This window comes from Bradyrhizobium sp. CIR48, assembly GCF_014198315.1.
Lineage (GTDB): Bacteria > Pseudomonadota > Alphaproteobacteria > Rhizobiales > Xanthobacteraceae > Bradyrhizobium.
In genome coordinates, this window is the sequence record NZ_JACIHG010000011.1 from 183,867 (window position 1) to 201,956 (window position 18,090).

The 18,090-nt window shown below is 59.8% G+C and carries 19 protein-coding genes; 8 read left to right on the forward strand and 11 right to left on the reverse strand.

Features of this window, described 5'->3' with window-relative positions:
• The first annotated feature begins 101 nt into the window (after window positions 1-101).
• Window positions 102-326 carry a hypothetical protein gene (locus GGD66_RS30515; RefSeq protein WP_092262508.1) on the forward strand — a complete coding sequence of 75 codons (225 nt, stop codon included), beginning with the start codon at window positions 102-104 and terminating at the stop codon, window positions 324-326.
• Window positions 327-526: 200 nt separating this feature from the next.
• Window positions 527-853 (forward strand): hypothetical protein, encoded by a 327-nt coding sequence (locus tag GGD66_RS30520; protein WP_183260025.1) that lies wholly within the window; start codon window positions 527-529, stop codon window positions 851-853.
• A gap of 738 nt (window positions 854-1,591) precedes the next feature.
• Here the strand turns inward: GGD66_RS30520 and GGD66_RS30525 are convergent.
• The 6 genes from GGD66_RS30525 to bfr form a co-directional block, all read right to left on the reverse strand.
• Window positions 1,592-2,050 (reverse strand): DUF3788 domain-containing protein, encoded by a 459-nt coding sequence (locus GGD66_RS30525; RefSeq protein ID WP_183260026.1) that lies wholly within the window; start codon window positions 2,048-2,050, stop codon window positions 1,592-1,594.
• 156 nt (window positions 2,051-2,206) lie between these two features.
• Window positions 2,207-2,836: an FMN-dependent NADH-azoreductase gene (locus GGD66_RS30530; RefSeq protein WP_183260027.1), complete on the reverse strand. Its 630-nt coding sequence runs from the start codon at window positions 2,834-2,836 to the stop codon at window positions 2,207-2,209.
• Between the two features lie 81 nt (window positions 2,837-2,917).
• On the reverse strand, window positions 2,918-3,463 hold the full coding sequence (locus tag GGD66_RS30535; RefSeq protein ID WP_183260028.1) for a carboxymuconolactone decarboxylase family protein: 546 nt from the start codon (window positions 3,461-3,463) through the stop codon (window positions 2,918-2,920).
• A gap of 35 nt (window positions 3,464-3,498) precedes the next feature.
• Complete coding sequence (locus GGD66_RS30540; RefSeq protein ID WP_128935370.1) at window positions 3,499-4,185, reverse strand: nitroreductase family protein; 687 nt, start codon at window positions 4,183-4,185, stop codon at window positions 3,499-3,501.
• A gap of 92 nt (window positions 4,186-4,277) precedes the next feature.
• Window positions 4,278-5,255: an AraC family transcriptional regulator gene (locus GGD66_RS30545; protein WP_183260030.1), complete on the reverse strand. Its 978-nt coding sequence runs from the start codon at window positions 5,253-5,255 to the stop codon at window positions 4,278-4,280.
• Window positions 5,256-5,691: 436 nt separating this feature from the next.
• Complete coding sequence (gene bfr, locus GGD66_RS30550; protein WP_183260033.1) at window positions 5,692-6,180, reverse strand: bacterioferritin; 489 nt, start codon at window positions 6,178-6,180, stop codon at window positions 5,692-5,694.
• Between the two features lie 914 nt (window positions 6,181-7,094).
• Between bfr and GGD66_RS30555 the strand changes: the two genes are divergently transcribed.
• From GGD66_RS30555 to GGD66_RS30575, 5 genes are all read left to right on the forward strand, one after another.
• Complete coding sequence (locus GGD66_RS30555) at window positions 7,095-7,430, forward strand: hypothetical protein (protein WP_183260035.1); 336 nt, start codon at window positions 7,095-7,097, stop codon at window positions 7,428-7,430.
• A 116-nt stretch (window positions 7,431-7,546) separates the two neighbouring features.
• Window positions 7,547-8,779, forward strand: coding sequence for an MFS transporter (locus GGD66_RS30560; protein ID WP_210321716.1), 1,233 nt, complete (start codon window positions 7,547-7,549; stop codon window positions 8,777-8,779).
• A 100-nt stretch (window positions 8,780-8,879) separates the two neighbouring features.
• Window positions 8,880-9,797 carry an NADP-dependent oxidoreductase gene (locus GGD66_RS30565; RefSeq protein ID WP_183260039.1) on the forward strand — a complete coding sequence of 306 codons (918 nt, stop codon included), beginning with the start codon at window positions 8,880-8,882 and terminating at the stop codon, window positions 9,795-9,797.
• 264 nt (window positions 9,798-10,061) lie between these two features.
• Window positions 10,062-10,757: a glutathione S-transferase N-terminal domain-containing protein gene (locus tag GGD66_RS30570; protein WP_128935374.1), complete on the forward strand. Its 696-nt coding sequence runs from the start codon at window positions 10,062-10,064 to the stop codon at window positions 10,755-10,757.
• 32 nt (window positions 10,758-10,789) lie between these two features.
• On the forward strand, window positions 10,790-11,260 hold the full coding sequence (locus GGD66_RS30575) for a pyridoxamine 5'-phosphate oxidase family protein (protein ID WP_128935375.1): 471 nt from the start codon (window positions 10,790-10,792) through the stop codon (window positions 11,258-11,260).
• A 789-nt stretch (window positions 11,261-12,049) separates the two neighbouring features.
• On the opposite strand, the gene GGD66_RS30580 is transcribed toward GGD66_RS30575, so the two are convergent.
• From GGD66_RS30580 to GGD66_RS30590, 4 genes are all read right to left on the reverse strand, one after another.
• Window positions 12,050-12,259 (reverse strand): hypothetical protein, encoded by a 210-nt coding sequence (locus GGD66_RS30580; protein WP_128935376.1) that lies wholly within the window; start codon window positions 12,257-12,259, stop codon window positions 12,050-12,052.
• Window positions 12,256-12,444 carry a hypothetical protein gene (locus GGD66_RS41680; protein WP_312014202.1) on the reverse strand — a complete coding sequence of 63 codons (189 nt, stop codon included), beginning with the start codon at window positions 12,442-12,444 and terminating at the stop codon, window positions 12,256-12,258. The genes GGD66_RS30580 and GGD66_RS41680 overlap by 4 nt, the downstream gene beginning before the upstream one ends.
• Window positions 12,445-12,593: 149 nt before the next feature.
• On the reverse strand, window positions 12,594-13,829 hold the full coding sequence (clpX, locus tag GGD66_RS30585) for an ATP-dependent Clp protease ATP-binding subunit ClpX (protein ID WP_183260041.1): 1,236 nt from the start codon (window positions 13,827-13,829) through the stop codon (window positions 12,594-12,596).
• Between the two features lie 92 nt (window positions 13,830-13,921).
• Window positions 13,922-14,230 (reverse strand): hypothetical protein, encoded by a 309-nt coding sequence (locus GGD66_RS30590; RefSeq protein ID WP_183260043.1) that lies wholly within the window; start codon window positions 14,228-14,230, stop codon window positions 13,922-13,924.
• A gap of 1,104 nt (window positions 14,231-15,334) precedes the next feature.
• On the opposite strand from GGD66_RS30590, the gene GGD66_RS30595 reads away from it, so the two are divergent.
• A complete protein-coding gene (locus tag GGD66_RS30595; RefSeq protein ID WP_183260045.1) occupies window positions 15,335-16,360 on the forward strand; it encodes a LysR family transcriptional regulator in 1,026 nt (341 codons plus the stop codon).
• A 246-nt stretch (window positions 16,361-16,606) separates the two neighbouring features.
• Here GGD66_RS30595 and GGD66_RS30600 read toward each other — a convergent pair whose 3' ends face one another.
• Window positions 16,607-17,560, reverse strand: a complete 954-nt coding sequence (locus tag GGD66_RS30600; protein WP_210321718.1) for an AraC family transcriptional regulator — start codon at window positions 17,558-17,560, stop codon at window positions 16,607-16,609.
• Window positions 17,561-18,090 lie beyond the last annotated feature (530 nt).

An 18,090-nucleotide genomic window follows, 5' to 3' on the forward strand; every position in this document is an offset into this window, starting at 1 on the left:
AATCTGCAACGGTTCCCCACGATCTGAAGCCGGACAAAACAAACTCCCATTCCGGCCACGAACCGCTCTCACAAGGCCGTGAGACAGCTAAGGGAACGACGATGCGTGCACAGCGCGTTTGGAAGGTGAATGGAGACGCCAGCATCGGGCAGCTCCAATCGAGACTGGACGATCTGAACAAGCGTCTTGTTCAGCTCGAAAACCAGCATCCGGAGACCTGGAAACTCGAAGAACTGAGAGCGAGCGCGATCAGCCTGTCGCGCGAGATCGACGACATCCGCTGCGCCGAGGCGACGGCGGCATTGAGCGAGTTGCTGCGGAAGTAAGTTCGCCGATTCGCTTCTTGCGCGCAGGAACCAAGATCCATCGCCGCCATTTCCATGCAGAGCATGGAGCACGATCATGACCAGGCATCTTACACGGGCCCATCTCGCACGCGGCATCGCCGGCGCAGTTTCCACGCTGGTCCTGTGCGCGACGGCGGCCTTCGCCGTCGCGCGCCACTTTGCGCTGTGAGGGATTTTGCATGACGTCCGATCCCGAGGAGCAGGTGAGGCTGCAAGGTTTTGGCGAGATGACGTTGCGCACGGCCATCGCGACGCTGACGGCGCTCGCGCCGCGCGAGCGATCGGAGGCCGCGATCTACCGCGTGCGTGACGGCGTGCGCCTCGCGCAAAGCGAGATCGCCGAACTCGCATCACACTGGGATATCGAGTCCGCGCCTACCGTACGATCGCCGAGACTGGTCCCCGAGCAGCACTGGCCCGACGTCGTGCGCGGCATGGTGCGCGAGGCCCCGTTGCCGGCGCTGATGGTGGCGTTCCTGGTGGGCGTGGTGGTGGCGCGGCGGTAGGCGGGACCCACACCTGCGGCGCGTCAGCGCCGACAACCAACAAGCCATGTCGCCGCAACAAGCGGCCCTGCCCGGCCAAATCGGCCGTGGACCCGATCCCGAAATCGTTGCAAAAAGGCGTTCCGAGGCGCCGGCGGCCGGTCCGCCAAGCCTTTGGAAAACGTCGACTTTTGGAAGAATGGTCGGAGTGGCAGGATTCGAACCTGCGACCCCTGCGTCCCGAACGTAAATAGCGGCCGAAAAGATCAACAAAAACAATGAAAATTGCTCGCGATTGACCACCTTTATCGCCGTTTGTTCCCGTCGTTTCGATGGTCAATCGGTGGTCAGATCCCGATCTCCTCTCACGCGACCATCTCGCCCTTGTCGACCGGTCGGGGGTTCGAGTCACAGCGGGGGTATGTCGACGCCCGAGCATCGCAATTTCCTTGGCACGAGCCACGCCGGCCCGCTGTGCGAGCCGGACTTCGACTTCCTGAGCCAATTTGCTCCGGGCGTTCCAATCATTCTGTATCGGCACGCATGAGCCAATCAGTGAGCGTCGAACAGGCAATGCTGGTCGCGAAGTCTGCCTAGCCGCCAGGAGCCCCCCAGCCGGCTGCAGGAGCCTGCGACGGGCATAAAGGCAGGCGGCGTTGGGCTGCTGCTCGGCGTCGGGGCGGCGCGGCAGACTCCGATTGAAGCGGAAAGATTCATATCCTTGGAGCTATCGCCAGCAAACCAGCATTCCTTTGACCTTCAACCGCGCGACTTTTGCGGGCGCTTCATAGTCAGAAGGTTCGTCACATCATGCAGATCATCTGCCGATGCGACGGCAATCGTTAGCCATTTTCCGTCGATGTATGTTTTCGCGTCATCGTAGAGTTTGATCAATTGCGGGTGCCAAACATAGCGTCGCTCCTCAAACTTTTCTCGCTCTGCTCTACCCATGACCACCACAGCTGAAACTCGTCGGAATTCCGGCACCAGGTGGCAGAACGCCTTGGTCTTCTTGTAACGCAGGGACCAACCGCGGTTCTTTCCACCGTAGAGCCAATCCGGCGCGAAAACTTCGGGGTAAGATTCATCGATCCAGGACCGCAGCTTGGCCCAGTATTCGAAGCCATCTGCTCCGATCCAGTCGCGAACGCTGCTTTCATCGGGCGATGCTGATTTGTCGTTGATCCTGTCGCCGATTTGCGGAAGCGTACTAATCATCGGAAGACCTCGTGTTGATAGTCCCGCGGGGGGCCGGAGGTTAAACGGGCGCTTGTCAAGGCTGGCCATGGGCCCTCAGAATGCCGCTGGTGCGACTTTGTCCAGAGCACGGAGAGCATTGCGATACGGTCTGGCGATACTCGAGAGCACGGCTGATCAAGCAGCGACGTCTCGAAGCTCTCGCACGACTGTCAAGTCGATACCGTCAATTGCCTTCTCGCTCGCTAGCGAAGCTTGGCCCTCTTCAATAAACGCGGTGGCCTGCAGCGGAAGGAATTGCAGCGTCTTTAGCCCAATAGAGTTCAGTGCCAGCGTCAGATAGGGCGTGAGAAAATCAGGCTGATTTCCTCGCTCTGCGGTAAAGACGCCGCCGGAAGCGACGCCGATAAAAACCGGACGATCCGGAAGCATTCCCACCTTCCCGACGGGCGTTGACTCCATTGTGCGGCCGACGCGCAGGACCTGGTCGATCCACGCTTTAAGAACCGAAGGGATAGTGAAGTTGTGCATTGGCGTTCCAATGACAATCACATCAGCCGCCTCGACTTCCCGAATGAGTGTTTCGGCAAGGTCCAAAGCGCCCTTCAGCGGTGCCGCCAGTGTGGCCGGCGATGACAGCGTATCCGCGTAGTCAGCCGTGGCGTGAGGCAGAGGATCAGCTCCAAGATCACGCTGCCTGATGCTCGCATCCGGCGCAACCTGAAGAAGCTTCTTGACGATCGCCGCCGAAAGCTCACGGCTATGAGATTTCAAGCGAGGACTGCTATCAATATGGAGGATATTCATGCGAGGGATCCAAATGGCTAGGAAGCTCTTGCATCAACCGCCTCCATAGCTCCTTGGAGGCGGTTGATACCACTGGCAGGCTCAGATCGAGCCGGCCGGTGCGACTGCGGGGAAGTCCTTGTCGGGATTGAACACGTTGTTGAAGAAGTTCGTCAGCGAGTACATGGCCACGAGCGCGACGATCTCCATGATATTCGCATCCGTGTAGCCAGCATCGCGGACGGCTTGCAGATCGGCGTCTGTGACATGGCCTCGGCTCTCGATGATCTTGCGTGCAAACTGGACGGCGGCATCCCGCTTCGGGTCGGTTGCGTGACCCTTTCGGGCGAGAACAATGTCCTCCGCCGGCAGCTTGGCCATATGCTCCGCCGTGAAGCTATGCACCGTCAGGCAGTAGTTGCAGCCGTTCACCTCGGAGACCGCAAGGCCGATACTGTCGCGGGTCTTGACGTCGAGTGCCTTGCTCAAGGAGCCGAGCAGAGCGGCCCATGCGTTGAACGCGATCGGGCTTTGCGCGAAGGTCGCAAGCATGTTTGGCGTGAACCCGATGTTCTTGGTGAACATATCGAGGGTCGGTTTCGAATCGGCCGGAACGTGGTCCGGCTTCAGAGCGACAGCTCTGGCCATGATATTTCTCCTTGGATAGTTGATTTCAGAGTTGGTTATGCGAAGTGCAGCACGTCGGCCACGGGCAGACGCGGCTTCTGCGGCCAGTTGCCGGGCCGCTCCGGCCCGACGGTCAACAGCATGACCGGGATTTCGTGTTCGGCCAGGCCGAACTCTTTGTGCACGGCTTCTGCATCGAAGCCGATCATCGGTGTCGAACTCAGGCCTAGCGAGCGGGCTGCATAGATGATGGCTGCGGCGCCGAAGGTAGCGGAGCGTACAGCCTCGTCGCGCTGGCGCTGCGGATGATTGTCGTAAAGACCGCGGGCGGGCCCCTCCCATTCCGGGACCATTTGTGCCGGCATGATCCCCGCTTCCACGACTGGCGCCAGACGGTCAGGGACGGTGCTGGCATCGGCCAACTGGCCGACCATGATGAAGGTGACGGCTGCTTCGGTAATTGCGGGCTGATTCCAGGCAATCGGAAGCAGCCGAGCCTTTGCTTCGGGTGAGCGCACGGCGATGAAGCGCCAGTTCTGCAGATGGAAGGATGTCGGCGCTGACGTGCCGATCCGCACGAGGTCGCGGATCTGATCGTCGCTGAGGACGGCCGTCGAGTCGTAATACTTCGCAGCACTGCGGCTCAGAATAGTTTCGATCACGGCGTTTGTCGGCAGCGGCTGCCCAAGTGAACGGCAGGGCTCCGGATCGGCAGCGGCAACAGTTGTAGCGGCTTGGTTCATTGGGTTGCTCCGTTATCAAGTGACGGAGCCCAATTTACCGTGGGGTATGATCTTTTCTAGCCTCTATTGGCTCAAATTGGCGCTCAAAAGGATCATTCTGGCGAAGGTTCGGACTCATCGCCATTGTGCGCCAGTCGGCGCCATTCGCCTGGTGTCATCCCCATCCTCTCCGCAAATACACGCCGGAAGGCCGAAACCGATTGATACCCGACCGTCTCAGCCACAGCCTCCGTACTGATCCTAAGCTTCTTGAGCTCGTTGGCGGCCATGCTCATGCGCAGATCGGTCAACAGGTCGAGGGCGGAGCGACCTAACTTGTCCTGAAACTGGCGCATGAATGTCGCGCGTGACATGCCGCATAGATCGGCCAGATCGGGAAGCTTCCAAGGTCGCGCCGGATCAGCGAACATCGCCGCAATGGCCGGCGCCAATCTCGGATGGCCAGCAAGGGCCAACAAGCCTTCGGTGGATTTTCCAGATTCGCTCGCGGCGCGGAGAACCAGAGTGAACAAGATCGAAGAAAGCGCGTTCAGAATGGCGCGTCCTCCCGCTCTATCCCCAGCGGACTCCATTCGCATTAAGCTGACGAGTCCGGAAAGTTGACTCGATGCCGACGCGATGTCCTCTTCCCCGTGGTTTTTCAGAGCCCGCACGACCAGATTTGCTGGCAGGTAGTTGCGGACTAATCGATCATGGGGTGGCACGACGAAAAATCGTCCGCACAGCAGATCTAGTTGCTCACCCGGTCCATTGTTCTCGCTCAACATCCATCCTGCGGAGCCCCTGCTTTCGTGCGTGTTGATCGGCGTTTGGCCGCTACCGTCGTGCAGCACATGCGCCGAACCGTGAGGGAGCAGCACGATATCCCCGCTCCCAAGCTCCTGCACCGTTCTCGATTCAGGGTCCTCGAAAATGGCACGGCCCTTGATTATGACATGGTAGGGGATCTCGTTCGCCGCCGCCCTCGGCCAGATAATACGCCATGGTGCGCCGTAGGCGCAGCGGACCTCAAGCTGGCCGGTAACGGTGATGATTTGCAGGAGATGACTCAACCAGTCGATTTGAGACATAAAACCTCGAGAACCTGAATTGCCACGCAGCATACTGTATTGCGCCGAGCGCGCTTCTGATTACTACGGCCCGGAGATCAGCTCGTATTTTCCACGGTATGTGTTCCTGATCTCTTCCTGGCTCCCAAGGCGGATCAGCAAAGACATGAGCGCGAGAAAGAAGCCGTGAAATTGAAGTGGTTTCAATTCTGACGAGAGGATGGACAGAATACCCCGGGCCATTCGTTGCACGGACCCGGTCGGCAATCATGGAAAACTCGTCATTCGCCGGTGGCGAAACCACGGCCCTCCATGAACCGGCATCCGCGGCGCTGGAACGTCGTGGTCGCAAAGCGCACGGTTGCCTGCGATCGAGCACAACTGAAGCGTGAGCGGCACCAATCGCTACAGCTGCTCGTCGCCACACCTCTTCGATTGCCATGGACGGCGCAACAATTCAGTGCTCTTCGGTCTTGAGCCCGCCGACATGCTTCTGGGTGTAGAACTCGGGGCCGATGCGGCCGATTAGATCGAGCTGGGTTTCGAGGAAGTCGATGTGATGTTCCTCATCGCTCATCAGCTTCTCGAAGAGGTCGCGCGTAACGTAGTCCTTTACGCCGTGGCAATAGGTCGCCGCTTCCTCATATAGGGCACGCGCGCTCATCTCCGCGGCGAGATCGCACTCGATAATCTCCTTGACGTTCTGGCCGATGCGCAGGGGATCGAGCACCTGCATGTTTGGGAAACCATCGAAGAAGATGATGCGGTCGGTGAGCTTGTCAGCGTGCTCCATCTCCTCGATGGACTCCTTGCGCCAGACCTTAGCCATCTCTAGGAGACCCCAATTATTCAGGAAGCGGTAGTGCAGCCAGTACTGATTAATTGCCGTGAGCTCGTGACGCAGTGCCTTGTTGAGATACTCGATGACTTTCGGGTCGCCCTGCATGGTGAACTCCAAGACTTGAGGCTCGTTCTTGACCCTCGCAAGTTTAGAACGATTCTGACGAAGAACAAGCAGACAGGCATTCTCTGGTCGTGAAACCGAGAGGCGCTGTCCGGTAAATTAAGGGAACCTAGGCTATTTTCGACGCGAGTTTGGACTCATTCATCCTTGGTCCCACCATGGGCGGCAAGTCTGACAGGCTAGTGAACGCTCCCTGTACGCCTCGTCGATAATCGTCCTCACGGTGTGCGCGCAGCGGCCGTGCAACCGGGGTGCCCATAGATCTGCTTGGCATTGCGCAGCGCGGCGTCAGCCGTGTTCACTGCGTGGCGAACATCCCTGTCGCTGAAGAAATTACAGGAGCAGATGATCATGAAACTCGAAGGAAGCCCCTCAGTGATACGGCGTCACCGATAGGAGACGAAGCCAGTGCGCGTCGGAGGCTCCAAACAAGGAGGAGATGGTTGCGTGTCGACCGCCGCGGGAGTCAGCCTTGACCTTTGATCTTTGGAGGTCAGCAAAAATTCTGCTTGGTCAATCGGGGGCGACCGGTAGCTGCAGATCGGACGGAGAACACAGAAGCACCGCTCCACGCCGGCCGAAGATCAACGCTTTCGGTTAACGTAGATGACACAGCCGCGGCTAAGCAACTTGCCTTGATCTAAGAACGGGATTGAGGATTGTCGCCGCACAATTCCCCCCGCTATGGAAACCATAAGTACTGGCTATTGGAAACTTTCGAGCCGCGCTGCGACCTTGACAGCCACTCAGTCGAATAACGACCAGGACAACCGTTTCAGCCAACACGAGCAGGAAACCCCTGATGTCCGGACCCAATCCGCTCGCTTCCAAACCCGAAAACATTCTGACGTCGCTGCTCGAGCGTTTTCACTCCGAAGGTCGGCGCGATGATGCCAATGTATGACCCAAAGCCCGTCTTCATTACGAGTGACGGACGAACTACTACCACCGAAATCGCCGCTCGACTCGAGTGCGATCTCAAGTACGGTTTGCCGCTCAAGGCCAGCGCGCGTCATGTGTACGTTGACGGCGATTTCGCGCTGATCGGGCTGGATCGGTCAATTGATGGCAACGGTCTAAGTCGCAAATACGTTGAAGGCTCAGCGAGCGGCGTCGTACGCCACGCGGATCGACGATGGCAGTACCTGATCGACAATATCCAAAGGACAGATGTGGCAGTTCTCAGCGATGGGGCCACTCGTCAGCTTGGCACCAATATCACCGCCACCTAGTGAAGCAAACCAACCGGAGAACTCGGATCTGCGCGCCCGATTTCTTTGGAAGACGATCGATTCGCTACTCGATGCAAAACTTGCCACCAGTGATCAGCAAGTCTTACAGGAGCGGAATGCTCCCGCTGGCATTTTTATCAGCGGTAGTTTCCTTGGTGGTCTCATTCGCCGCTGCGGCCGCTCCGATCCCCCTTTACAACACCTACCGGACAGAAGACGGGTTCACTAACGCCGGTATTTCGATGGCCGTCGTTGCGTACGCCGTCGGCACCATATCCGCACTGTTGGTACTGGGACGGCTGTCCAATCATCTGGGCCGCCGGGTCACTGCGATCACTAGCCTCGGTCTTCTCCTGCTGGGGTGTCTGCTGTTGCTGAATGTGCACGACATCGACACTCTGCTGGCCGGTCGGCTCCTCGTCGGCCTCGGCACCGGGTTGGCTGGCAGCAGTCTGACCTCCTACATCGTCGATGCGGCACCCAGCAGACCGGAATGGTTGGCGTCCGTTGTCACTAGTCAAGGACCGATGCTCGGCGTCGCTATCGGCGCCATAGCATCCGGCGCGCTTGTTGAGTTCGGCCCCTGGCCGCGCGAACTCATCTATCTCGTCTGCGTTTGCTTCCTATTACTGTCTGTTGCACTCGTCGCAATCAGTCCGGAAACAGCAACTCCGACTCCGGGCGCTTGGCGATCGCTGTTACCCCAAGTCAGCGTACCGGCGCGGGTCAGGCATCTGCTCCCTGTCGCGGCGGCGGTGTTTCTGGCTACTTGGGCCAGCGGGGGCTTCTACCAAGCGTTCATGCCTGCGCTTGTACAAGATGAACTCCACACCCGCAGCCCGTTGATCCTCGGGCTAGTGTTCGCTGCCTATATGACCCCCAGCGTTCTGGGCGCTCCCATTGGTGGCTGGTTCACATCCGCGGTAGCCCAACGCGTCGGTATGATCACCTTCGTGGCCGGAATGATCGGCATCAGCACTGCAATCTTAGCCGGCGCACTGGCGTTGTTCATCACCGCGACCATGGTTGCCGGTGCCGGCCAGGGCATCGCCATCAGCGCCGCCACACGCGGCTTGCTGCACGGGAGCACTCTCGCCGAACGGGCACCAATCTTCAGCGCGATCTACCTTCTCTGCTACAGCGGCGCCGCCTTCCCGAGCCTCATCTCCGGGCAACTTTCCAGCCTGTTCTCGCTTCCGCAGATCACGCTCGGATACGGCGGACTTGCCGTCGTCGCCACCCTATTCACCCTTCTCGGTGCGCGCAATCCGCACATCGACAGGACCGGGAAGAGCACGTCCGACGGCTCGACCGCTAGCGGTTCACCAGTACAGGGAACAGTGTCATGAGAATCGTCGCTATTCTGGGCGCCGCTTTATCCGGATTGAAGCGCAGATTATCGCCGCAACATACCCAGCAATGAGACAAATGACAGAGGAGATCATTCCCATGAAAGCGATCGTTGTGACGGACCAGGCTGCGGGAACGGCGGGGATGAAGCTGGTGGAGCGACCCGAGCCGCAGGCAGCGATAAATGACGTCGTCGTTCAGGTTCATGCGTCTGGATTCACCTCGGGCGAGCTGACGTGGCCTTCGACCTGGACCGATCGTCTCGACCGTGACCGGTCGCCAACGATTCCCGGCCAGGAGCTGGCAGGTATTGTCACCGCTCTCGGCTATGGCACGACCGGACTGTCGGTAGGACAACGGGTGTTCGGTCTCTCGGACTCGTATCGCGGCGGCACTCTGGCCGAGTATGTGGCAGTGGAGGCACGCAATCTCGCACCGCTGCCAGGAGACGTCGAGTTCTCGGTGGGGGCGGCCGTGGCGATGCCGGGCCTGACTGCTTGGCAGGGACTGTTCGTGCACGGTCGCCTTCAGGCGGGGCAGAGCGTTCTCGTGCACGGCGCGGCCGGCGCGGTCGGCTCGATGGTGACACAGCTCGCACGAGAGGCCGGTGCCTACGTCATCGGCACGGGACGTGCCGCCGACCGTCAGAAAGCGATCGACTTCGGCGCGCAGGAGTTCGTCGACCTCGAGAACGACGATCTCGAAGGCGCCGGCGGTGTCCATCTGGTTTTCGACGTCATCGGGGGCGAGATCGGTAAGCGGTCCGCCGGCCTGGTTCGAACCGGAGGAACGTTGGTAACCATCGCCGGGCCGACCGAAGCGCGGCCCGCCGACGGCTTGGCGATCGACTTTGTTCTGGTGTCCGATCGCGCGCAACTGGGTGAGATCGTCCAGCGGGTACGGGACGGACGACTGCGTACAAACATCGGAAACATCGCGCCCCTTGATGAGGCTGTCGCCGCTTTCAATCCGACGCGACGGATCAGCGGGAAAACGATCATCCGAGTTCGTCCGTGAGGAAGCAGCGAAGGCGAGCGGTTATCCCCTCCCCCATGGATTGTCAACGCTTCCCCGCGGGCCTGTGCGTGGGGCAGGCTGTGCCCATCCATCCCGTCGTCTCTCAGCTGATTTCCAAGGTCGTGCCCGGATACCCATGCCATACCGCGGCCGTATCGTTGCCTGCTTTTCTGGATGCACCAGCGGGCAAGCTCGGCTCGCATCCTGGCGGAGAATTCGCCTTTGCCCCGGCCCGGCGCGGCCCGCTTATCTAGGAGGAAGAAAGTGACCGTCGATCATCCAATTTTTGCGCGCTGGCCGGCGCAGTATCCCGATCGGCTGCAACTCTTTTCCACTTCCACGCCCAACGGAGTGAAAGTCGGCATCATGCTTGAGGAAACGAGCCTTCCTTACGAGCCGCACCGGATCGACATCATGGCGAACGAAACCCACGACCCGGCGTTTCTCGCGCTCAACCCCAACGGAAAGATTCCCGCAATCTACGACCCTGATGGGCCTAGCGGAACACCGCTCGCGCTGTTCGAATCGGGCGCGATTCTCCTCTACCTTGCCGACAAGACCGGACAATTCATCTCGGCCGATCCAAACACTCGCTATGAAACGATCCAGTGGGTGATGTGGCAGATGGGCGGAGTGGGGCCGATGTTCGGCCAGGTCGGGTTCTTCAACAAATTCGCCGGTAAGGCCTATGAAGACAAGCGCCCGCGCGACCGCTACGCGAACGAATCAGCGCGGCTGCTCGGTGTCCTGGACCAACGGCTCGCGGACCGGGACTGGGTGATGGGGGCCGACTACAGCATCGCCGACATTTCGCTGCTCGGCTGGGTGCGCAATTTGATCGGCTTCTACGAAGCACGCGATCTCGTCGGCTTCGACCGCTTTCTTCATGTGCAGGCGTGGCTCACCCGTGGCCTCGCGCGGCCGGCGGTGCAACGCGGGCTGCAAGTGACAGCTGGCTAGAAGCGCTCGCGAAGAGCAAGGAGATGGTATCTATGATTGAAATCACTGCCGACATGGAGGCAATCATCAAACAAGCGATATTGTCGTTTGTGGCGACAGTCAACGAGGATGGAACGCCAAATCTTTCCCCGAAGGCGTCTTTGACGGTGAGAACCGGCATTCTATACTTCGCCGACATCGCCTCGCCTCGGACGATATTGAACTTGAAGCGCAATCCCGCTGTCGAAATTAACGTCGTCGACATCTTCCAGAGGCGCGGCTACCGATTCAAGGGCCGTGCGTTGATACTGCCGCCAGAAGATGGCGAGTCCTTAATGATCGCCGACTGGGTTCGGGCGACGAATGGCCTAGAGTATCCTGTCGATCACGTTGTCAAAATCGAAACCACTTCAATCAGCCCGTTGCTATCTCCAGCCCATGTCTTCGCCCGCCCTCCTCGAAGTCAGGACGAAATCAGGAGTACCTACTATCAAAAGTACGGTGTGAAGCCCATCGGGGCATAAGTTCCGGCTCCGAAAAAAGGCTGGTAGATACCCAGAGGTAGAAAGTCCGCGAAGATCCGAACCATTATCTCGACCGCCGCGTAGCGCAGCCTTATCGATGGCCGCCCCACGCTGATGTGAGTTCAGGCGCGAGGCTGCTCGCTGTCTACTGCCTCGACACCAATGACAAGGCGCTTACCGCGCTCATCAAATAACCCCCTTAGGACTTAAGAGGAGCGAGGGTCTTTCGTCGTAGGGCGGAAGCGGTCCATGCCATCGAATTTACCCGCGACGCCTCAACCGCGACGGTGGGAGCTTCCATGGGCGCGTTTACGAAGTTTGTTTTCTTTACTTTCTACTGGACGTGCCAGGAAGAGCCTGCAGCTCCTCGGTGGAGTATCGAAACAATGTGAACGTCCCGCGACCGTCGAAGGAAAGTAACCTGTGGAGATAGTGATCGGCGGCACAGGCATCATTAGCTCGAAGATCGTTCTACTCCAGGGGGCAAGACATCGTCGCGGCGTCGTGTTCATCAACATCGTCACTGGAGATGGCCAAAGAGCCACGGCCGGCGCACAGGTGGTGATCGACGTCTGTCGCTGACGTGACCGGTTAGCTGCCGCCTACGGCGAATACTTCACTCCGATCAGAAAATTGATCATGACCGCCTTGGTCGAGCTCGGCCGCGCTTATCTCATCCCAGTCCTGGCGGATTTCCTCATGCCCGCCTGGACCCAAGCAAATTGACTCCTCGCTGATCGAGCGCGGAGTCGCGGAACCTATTTGAGGAGCAAAATCGGCCCGGGGACCCTAAGCGCCCCTGCCATCCTTTTTGCCGAGCACGCAGCGCCATGCCGCGAGGCGCTCGGTCGGATGCTGATTCATCCAGTCGGCAAGCTGCGGTGCCCCCATCAGGCAGGACTGCATCGAGATGTCAGCGAAGTTCGAGGTGGTGACGGTCTGCTCGTGGCAATTTGCTGGAGAAGAAAGGCTGCAGAGTACGGCGATGATCGCGATCATGATACGCCCCCATCGCCGCGATGGATGTCTGCGCCCACGCGCATGTGGCTTGCGCATGCATTGTCCGACTGGTCGCAGGCGAATTCAGACGGCGGGAAGACGCTGTCATAGATTGCTCGAGCTTCTCGAACAAGGCGAGCTCGCTCTCGCTCTGACTTTGGTGCAAATCGAATGATCTCACCCACGTTTCACTCCTATCATGGCACATTATCGTACTATTTAGCGATTAAGGTTCGTTGACGTCGATTTGGACACCCGTGCAGTTAGCAAACGAGGGGGTAAGAACAAGTAACGGATCGGATGTTGTAGGCGTCAGTCGTTCGGCCCGGTCGAGTTAGTACGCTATAGAGCGGCTTCCCACCGTGCGCCCCGAGCGATCGGCATAGATGTAGAGCGGACGCGCCGTGCCTTCCACGACCTCGCGGGAGATCACCACCTCTTCCACGCCTTCCAGGCCCGGCAGGTCGAACATGGTCTCGAGCAGGATCGCCTCGAGGATCGAGCGCAATCCGCGCGCGCCGGTCTTGCACTCGGTCGCCTTGCGGGCGACCGCGCCAAGCGCCTCGTCGGCGAAGGTCAGCTCGATGTTCTCCATCTCGAACAAGCGCTGGTACTGTTTCACCAGCGCGTTCTTCGGCTCGGTCAGGATCTTCTTCAGCGAGGTCTCGTCGAGGTCCTCGAGCGTCGCGACGACCGGCAGACGGCCGACGAACTCGGGGATGAGACCGTACTTCAGGAGATCCTCGGGCTCGACGTGACGGAAGATCTCGCCGGTGCGGCGATCTTCCGGCGCGAGCACCTGGGCGCCGAAGCCGATCGAGGTCGACCGGCCGCGCGCCGAGATGATCTTCTCGAGGCCGGCGAAGGCACCGCCGCAGATGAACAGGATGTTGGTGGTATCCACCTGCAGGAACTCCTGCTGCGGATGCTTGCGGCCGCCCTGCGGCGGGACCGAAGCCACCGTGCCTTCCATGATCTTGAGCAGGGCCTGCTGCACGCCCTCACCCGATACGTCGCGCGTGATCGAGGGATTGTCGGACTTGCGGCTGATCTTGTCGATTTCGTCGATGTAGACGATGCCGCGCTGGGCGCGCTCGACATTGTAGTCGGCGGCCTGGAGCAGCTTCAGGATGATGTTCTCGACGTCCTCACCGACATAGCCGGCCTCGGTCAGCGTGGTCGCATCCGCCATCGTGAACGGCACGTCCAGGATGCGGGCGAGCGTCTGCGCGAGCAGCGTCTTGCCCGAACCGGTCGGACCAATCAGCAGGATGTTCGACTTCGCGAGCTCGACGTCGTTGTGCTTGGTCTGGTGGTTGAGGCGCTTGTAGTGGTTGTGCACCGCGACCGACAGGACCTTCTTCGCATGGCTCTGGCCGATCACGTAATCGTCCAGCACCTTGCAGATTTCCTTCGGCGTCGGAATGCCGTCGCGCGACTTGACCAGCGAGGACTTGTTCTCCTCGCGGATGACGTCCCTGCAGAGCTCGACGCACTCGTCGCAGATAAAGATCGTGGGACCTGCGACCAAATTGTGGAGTGTAGTGTTGGAGATTGAGTGAATTGCCATGGCGGTCTCAAACCATATCCAGGTGGTTGTAAACGGGAATACGATCATCTGCGGCCCCGCGCCCATTGGTCATTGTCAGAGCACAGTGAGGGTCAACCGCCGCATTTCGGCGCCAACAGATCGTTGAAAATATTGATCACGGAATCGAGCGCAGTTAACACCCTCGCGCCGTCGACGCCGCCAGCAGCGGCTTGCCGCAGCATCGCGGACTGATAGAATGAGGCGAGGTAGACGCGGCAAGCCTCGTCTTTGTCGGCCGCATTGGCGGGTTTTCTGTGCACCGTCGCCAAGGCCGCGCGAGCGGCGATAACATCCTTGTTTAAGTTGGACTCTGCGGCAGGCCCGGCATTAGTAGATGCAATGATCAGAGCCGAGGCGACGAGAACAGTGATTCTTCTCATGATCAGGCTCCAGAATGGCAGGTGTTGCGAGGGACTTACATTTCGGCCGGGCGCTAACGCATCCAGGTCTTTCTTTGATCTCCGTTGCGCCAAGTTAAGGCGATTGTCACGAGCGGCTCAATTGAGCGCCGGTTGAGCTCGGGCACCCAAAAGGGCGTGGGACGACGATCCGAAGGTTTAATGCACTCGAACAAATCGTAGAGTTCGTCCGCTTCGAACCGGCGGACGCCACAATCCCTGCGGGATTTGCTTCGCAATCAGGCTCGCACCTTCACGCGAAACCGATTTCGGCCCGTACACGATGAGCGGGCGATGCTAGGTTCTATATTTTCGATGAGGCCGGTTGAAAGAAAACTATATTTCGTCTTGGAGTTGCCGGCCGACCGTCGCTGGGAGGACTGAGGCTCGCCTTGCCGCGGGAAGAGGGCGCACTCGTCGATGAGGATCGGCTCGACGGAACTTTCGGATCAGATTCGTGACGCGGATTTTCGCCCTTGAGCTGCGGTCGCCGTGGTGAGTATGGCGGGCAAATCCCTCATTCTTGCTAAAATGAAGAAGGGTCAATCATACAGCTTCCGAGGGTACTGCGGCCCCTCCGGACTACCTACGAGAGCGACACGCTCTCGGACCTCGCGCACCACTCGGTGATCGTCAGTCCGGCGCACTCGTCGCCGACTCTCCTTACGCAAAAGACGGCCGTATCACCTCCGAGCGCGTTGAGAGTCAGCTCGCGATCACCACCAGCGAAGGAGCCACAGCAAGCGCCGTCGCCGGGCTAGGGATTGCCGCGTCGGGCGAAATCAGCGTGCGGGCAGAGCTGGAGACTGGGCAGCTCGTGCGGGTGCTGCCTGAATGGGATTTCGGCTCGATAGAACTGAATGCGCTTTTCGTGAGGGGTTTGCCGATTTCCTCGTCAGGGAGCTCCGCCCACCTCGCTGCGCACTAGCCCAGCTCTCAGAGCCTCCAGAAAGCGTGTCCGTGCGTCCAAACCAATAGACTGAGCCGTTCCAACGTGTGCATGCAAGTGGCATCCATATGCCGTCATTTCGGCGGCCCCCCGTCACGGCGTCAAGTGCATAGACAGGAGCAAGTTATCGGAGACCCATGGAGCTTCATCAAGTTCGCTATTTCCTCACGGTCGCGTCCACGCTTAACTTCACCCGCGCGGCCGAGCAGTGCAATGTAACACAGCCCGCTTTGACCAAGGGGATCCAGAAGCTGGAGCAGGCACTTGGGGGCCCGTTAATTTATCGTGAGCGCCAGCTGACGCAGCTCACCGACCTCGGGAAGGAGGTTCTTCCGATGCTGGCCAGCACACTGGCCTCGGCAGAAACGGCACGTCGCAGAGCTAAAGAATTTCAACGCAAGGAGATCGCGCCACTCAAGATCGGCCTCGCCCCCTCTATTTCGGCTTCGCTCATTGTCGATCTGATCACTGAGATTGCAAAGTTCGTCGCAGGACTTAATGTCGAGCTGCGCGAGGGCACGGCGGAGAAGCTCATCGACCTGCTGCTTGAGGGGGAGATCAGCGCCGCAATCGTCGGGGACGTGCAGGACATACCCGCCCGCATCGACGACTGGTTGCTCTTCGAAGAGCGCTACGTCGCGGTTCTGGCGCCGACACACCAGCTCGCAAATCGCCCCTCGATCGGAATTGACGACCTCCGCGAGACCGTCTTGCTGGAGCGCGTCGGATGCGACGTCGCCCCAAAGATTCAACGGTCGTATTTCCCCAAGGAACCGCCGCATCTGGGCCACTGCAGCGGTCACGACTTGCACCTCCAGTACCTGGCCGCCGCTGGCTTCGGCGTGGTACTCGCGCCCGAGCACATGCCATGCCTTCCGACGCTCAAGACTATTCCGCTCGAAGGCGACCCGATTTCGCGGGAGGTGCGGCTGCTGGCCGTGCAGGGGCGCCGCTACTCGCCGGCGCTGGACGCTTTTATCAAAGTCGCGCGGTTTCGAGACTGGTCGATCGAAGCCCCCCAGAAGGAAATGCCGCACGAAAGGCTCCCGGAGATGGCGAGCGCGCCCGCGCCGGCGAGCACGCAGAGGGCGAGCGGCTTCCAGCGCGTCGATCTCATGGCCCGAGGGCTTACGCGGTGCAAACGAGCTAAGACGCTCGCCTGAATCCGCACCGAGCCTCGACTGGATGCGCGATGCAGCCGTGGCGTCAACTCGTTGAAGGTCGGGATTCCGCAGAATTCGTTCACCGAGATGCCGGAGCCAGCTCCACGAGCAGCGCGCCGCCTGAGATGTCGACGCTTAGCTCGCGCCCCGACCCAAGAGGGCACTGAGTTGATCGAGCTCGGGTGTCATCACAAGGCCGCAATGAGCTCGCCGGCGGCGGCGCCAACGCTCTTGCGGACGAAATTCTCACGCGGCATCGGATTGCTCGATCGCATCCTCAGTTGGAACAGCCCTTGAGGACCGTGCGCTCTGCGCTTTGGAGCGGTATTCTGAAGGGTCGCTGCCGTAGTACCGACGAAAACTGCGCGTAAAGCTGCTCCGGCTCTGGTAGCCGACGTTTAGGGCGACCTGGTCGATCGATAGCGCGTTGGCTGAGAGCAGGTCAGCAGCGAGGCGCATCCTAAGGCGGCGCAGGAGAGACATGGGCGCCTCACCGAAGGCAGTTGAGAAGCGCGCCATGAAAGCTGAGCGGCTGAGACCGACGGCCTGGGATAGACTTTGTACGGTGTGCGGAAAGGAGGGGCGCGAGGCCATCTCGGCGAAAGCTCGTGCGATCGGCGGGTCGCTTAAGATCGCGAAGCGCTCGACCCACGATTTCGTCGAGACTAGGCAACGTCGAAGCAACGCGAGCAACACGAGCTTCAGCAGCGCCGCCGACATTGGCCCCACACCGACGTCCTGGGCCGCGAGCTCGGCTATTGCGCAGGCTATCACTTGGTCGAGTTGGTCATGTACGTCGAACGTCTCGACAATGGGCGTTGCAAGGGATGCGAACAAGTCCAGTGCTGGGCCGTAGGTGGCTCGAAACATGCCGCACGCAAGCACCAGTGTCGGCTCGCCATCGCCGATGGTGTGCCGGTACGTCGAGCCGGGCACGAAGAGGCAGTCGCCGCCCTTGCCTACCTTCCGTAGTGCGGTCGGGCGCTCCGTGGCGACAATTGTCATTGCTCGTCCAGGCGGGACTATCACCAGCGTATGCGGCGTCAGGCGGATGGGCGTTTCACCCTCCAGGAGAATGAACCCGACGCCTCGAAGACAGTAGTGGATGGTGGTGGCATCCGCGCAGGCGACGCCCAGGTGAGCCCCCGTCGCAAGCACGCATTGCGATAGTCTGACGAAGGTGACGTCCAATGTGGTCATCAACTTGTCGAGGTCTTGTCGCGATATACGCCAGAATGGCTCACCTGCCACGTCCAAAACGCCTCTATGTTACTCAGGTTCATGAGCTCAGCGCGGGCGGCGAGAGGACGCATCTCGCAAGCAGCCAATCTCGCAACCGAGCGAAGGGTCCTTCCGCGCCTTAACTTGATCTGGGATTTTGATTGGTTCGGTCTTCGTTGCCTCCGACTAAACACGCAGGACAAATAGCCACTTGCGGCTGACCCAGTAGTGGTGACAGCCGAATTAGATATATTCAGCTGTAACATGAATGAGCCCGCTGAGCGTCTCAACGACTTGGGAACTTTATGAATTCGCGTGAACGCACGCCGACGCGCGTCAGCAACAGCTGGCTTCGTCACGGACCGATCGTAGGCACGGGTGTCGGACCCGCAGGTCGTGATGTGACCGCGGACTGCTCGCCCCCCTAGCAACTCGTATGCGACGAATCGTAAGGCGGGGGATGGGCACGTTCCAGATCAAAAGCCGCGCGCAGGTGAGTATTACCGCGG

Coding starts and splice junctions, on each gene's coding strand:
- GGD66_RS30515 (WP_092262508.1), top strand. CDS start 102: ATGCGTGCACAGCGCGTTTGGAAGGTGAATGGAGACGCCAGCATCGGG.
- GGD66_RS30520 (WP_183260025.1), top strand. CDS start 527: ATGACGTCCGATCCCGAGGAGCAGGTGAGGCTGCAAGGTTTTGGCGAG.
- GGD66_RS30525 (WP_183260026.1), bottom strand. CDS start 2,050: ATGATTAGTACGCTTCCGCAAATCGGCGACAGGATCAACGACAAATCA.
- GGD66_RS30530 (WP_183260027.1), bottom strand. CDS start 2,836: ATGAATATCCTCCATATTGATAGCAGTCCTCGCTTGAAATCTCATAGC.
- GGD66_RS30535 (WP_183260028.1), bottom strand. CDS start 3,463: ATGGCCAGAGCTGTCGCTCTGAAGCCGGACCACGTTCCGGCCGATTCG.
- GGD66_RS30540 (WP_128935370.1), bottom strand. CDS start 4,185: ATGAACCAAGCCGCTACAACTGTTGCCGCTGCCGATCCGGAGCCCTGC.
- GGD66_RS30545 (WP_183260030.1), bottom strand. CDS start 5,255: ATGTCTCAAATCGACTGGTTGAGTCATCTCCTGCAAATCATCACCGTT.
- bfr (WP_183260033.1), bottom strand. CDS start 6,180: ATGCAGGGCGACCCGAAAGTCATCGAGTATCTCAACAAGGCACTGCGT.
- GGD66_RS30555 (WP_183260035.1), top strand. CDS start 7,095: ATGTATGACCCAAAGCCCGTCTTCATTACGAGTGACGGACGAACTACT.
- GGD66_RS30560 (WP_210321716.1), top strand. CDS start 7,547: ATGCTCCCGCTGGCATTTTTATCAGCGGTAGTTTCCTTGGTGGTCTCA.
- GGD66_RS30565 (WP_183260039.1), top strand. CDS start 8,880: ATGAAAGCGATCGTTGTGACGGACCAGGCTGCGGGAACGGCGGGGATG.
- GGD66_RS30575 (WP_128935375.1), top strand. CDS start 10,790: ATGATTGAAATCACTGCCGACATGGAGGCAATCATCAAACAAGCGATA.
- GGD66_RS30580 (WP_128935376.1), bottom strand. CDS start 12,259: ATGATCGCGATCATCGCCGTACTCTGCAGCCTTTCTTCTCCAGCAAAT.
- clpX (WP_183260041.1), bottom strand. CDS start 13,829: ATGGCAATTCACTCAATCTCCAACACTACACTCCACAATTTGGTCGCA.
- GGD66_RS30590 (WP_183260043.1), bottom strand. CDS start 14,230: ATGAGAAGAATCACTGTTCTCGTCGCCTCGGCTCTGATCATTGCATCT.
- GGD66_RS30595 (WP_183260045.1), top strand. CDS start 15,335: ATGGAGCTTCATCAAGTTCGCTATTTCCTCACGGTCGCGTCCACGCTT.
- GGD66_RS30600 (WP_210321718.1), bottom strand. CDS start 17,560: ATGACCACATTGGACGTCACCTTCGTCAGACTATCGCAATGCGTGCTT.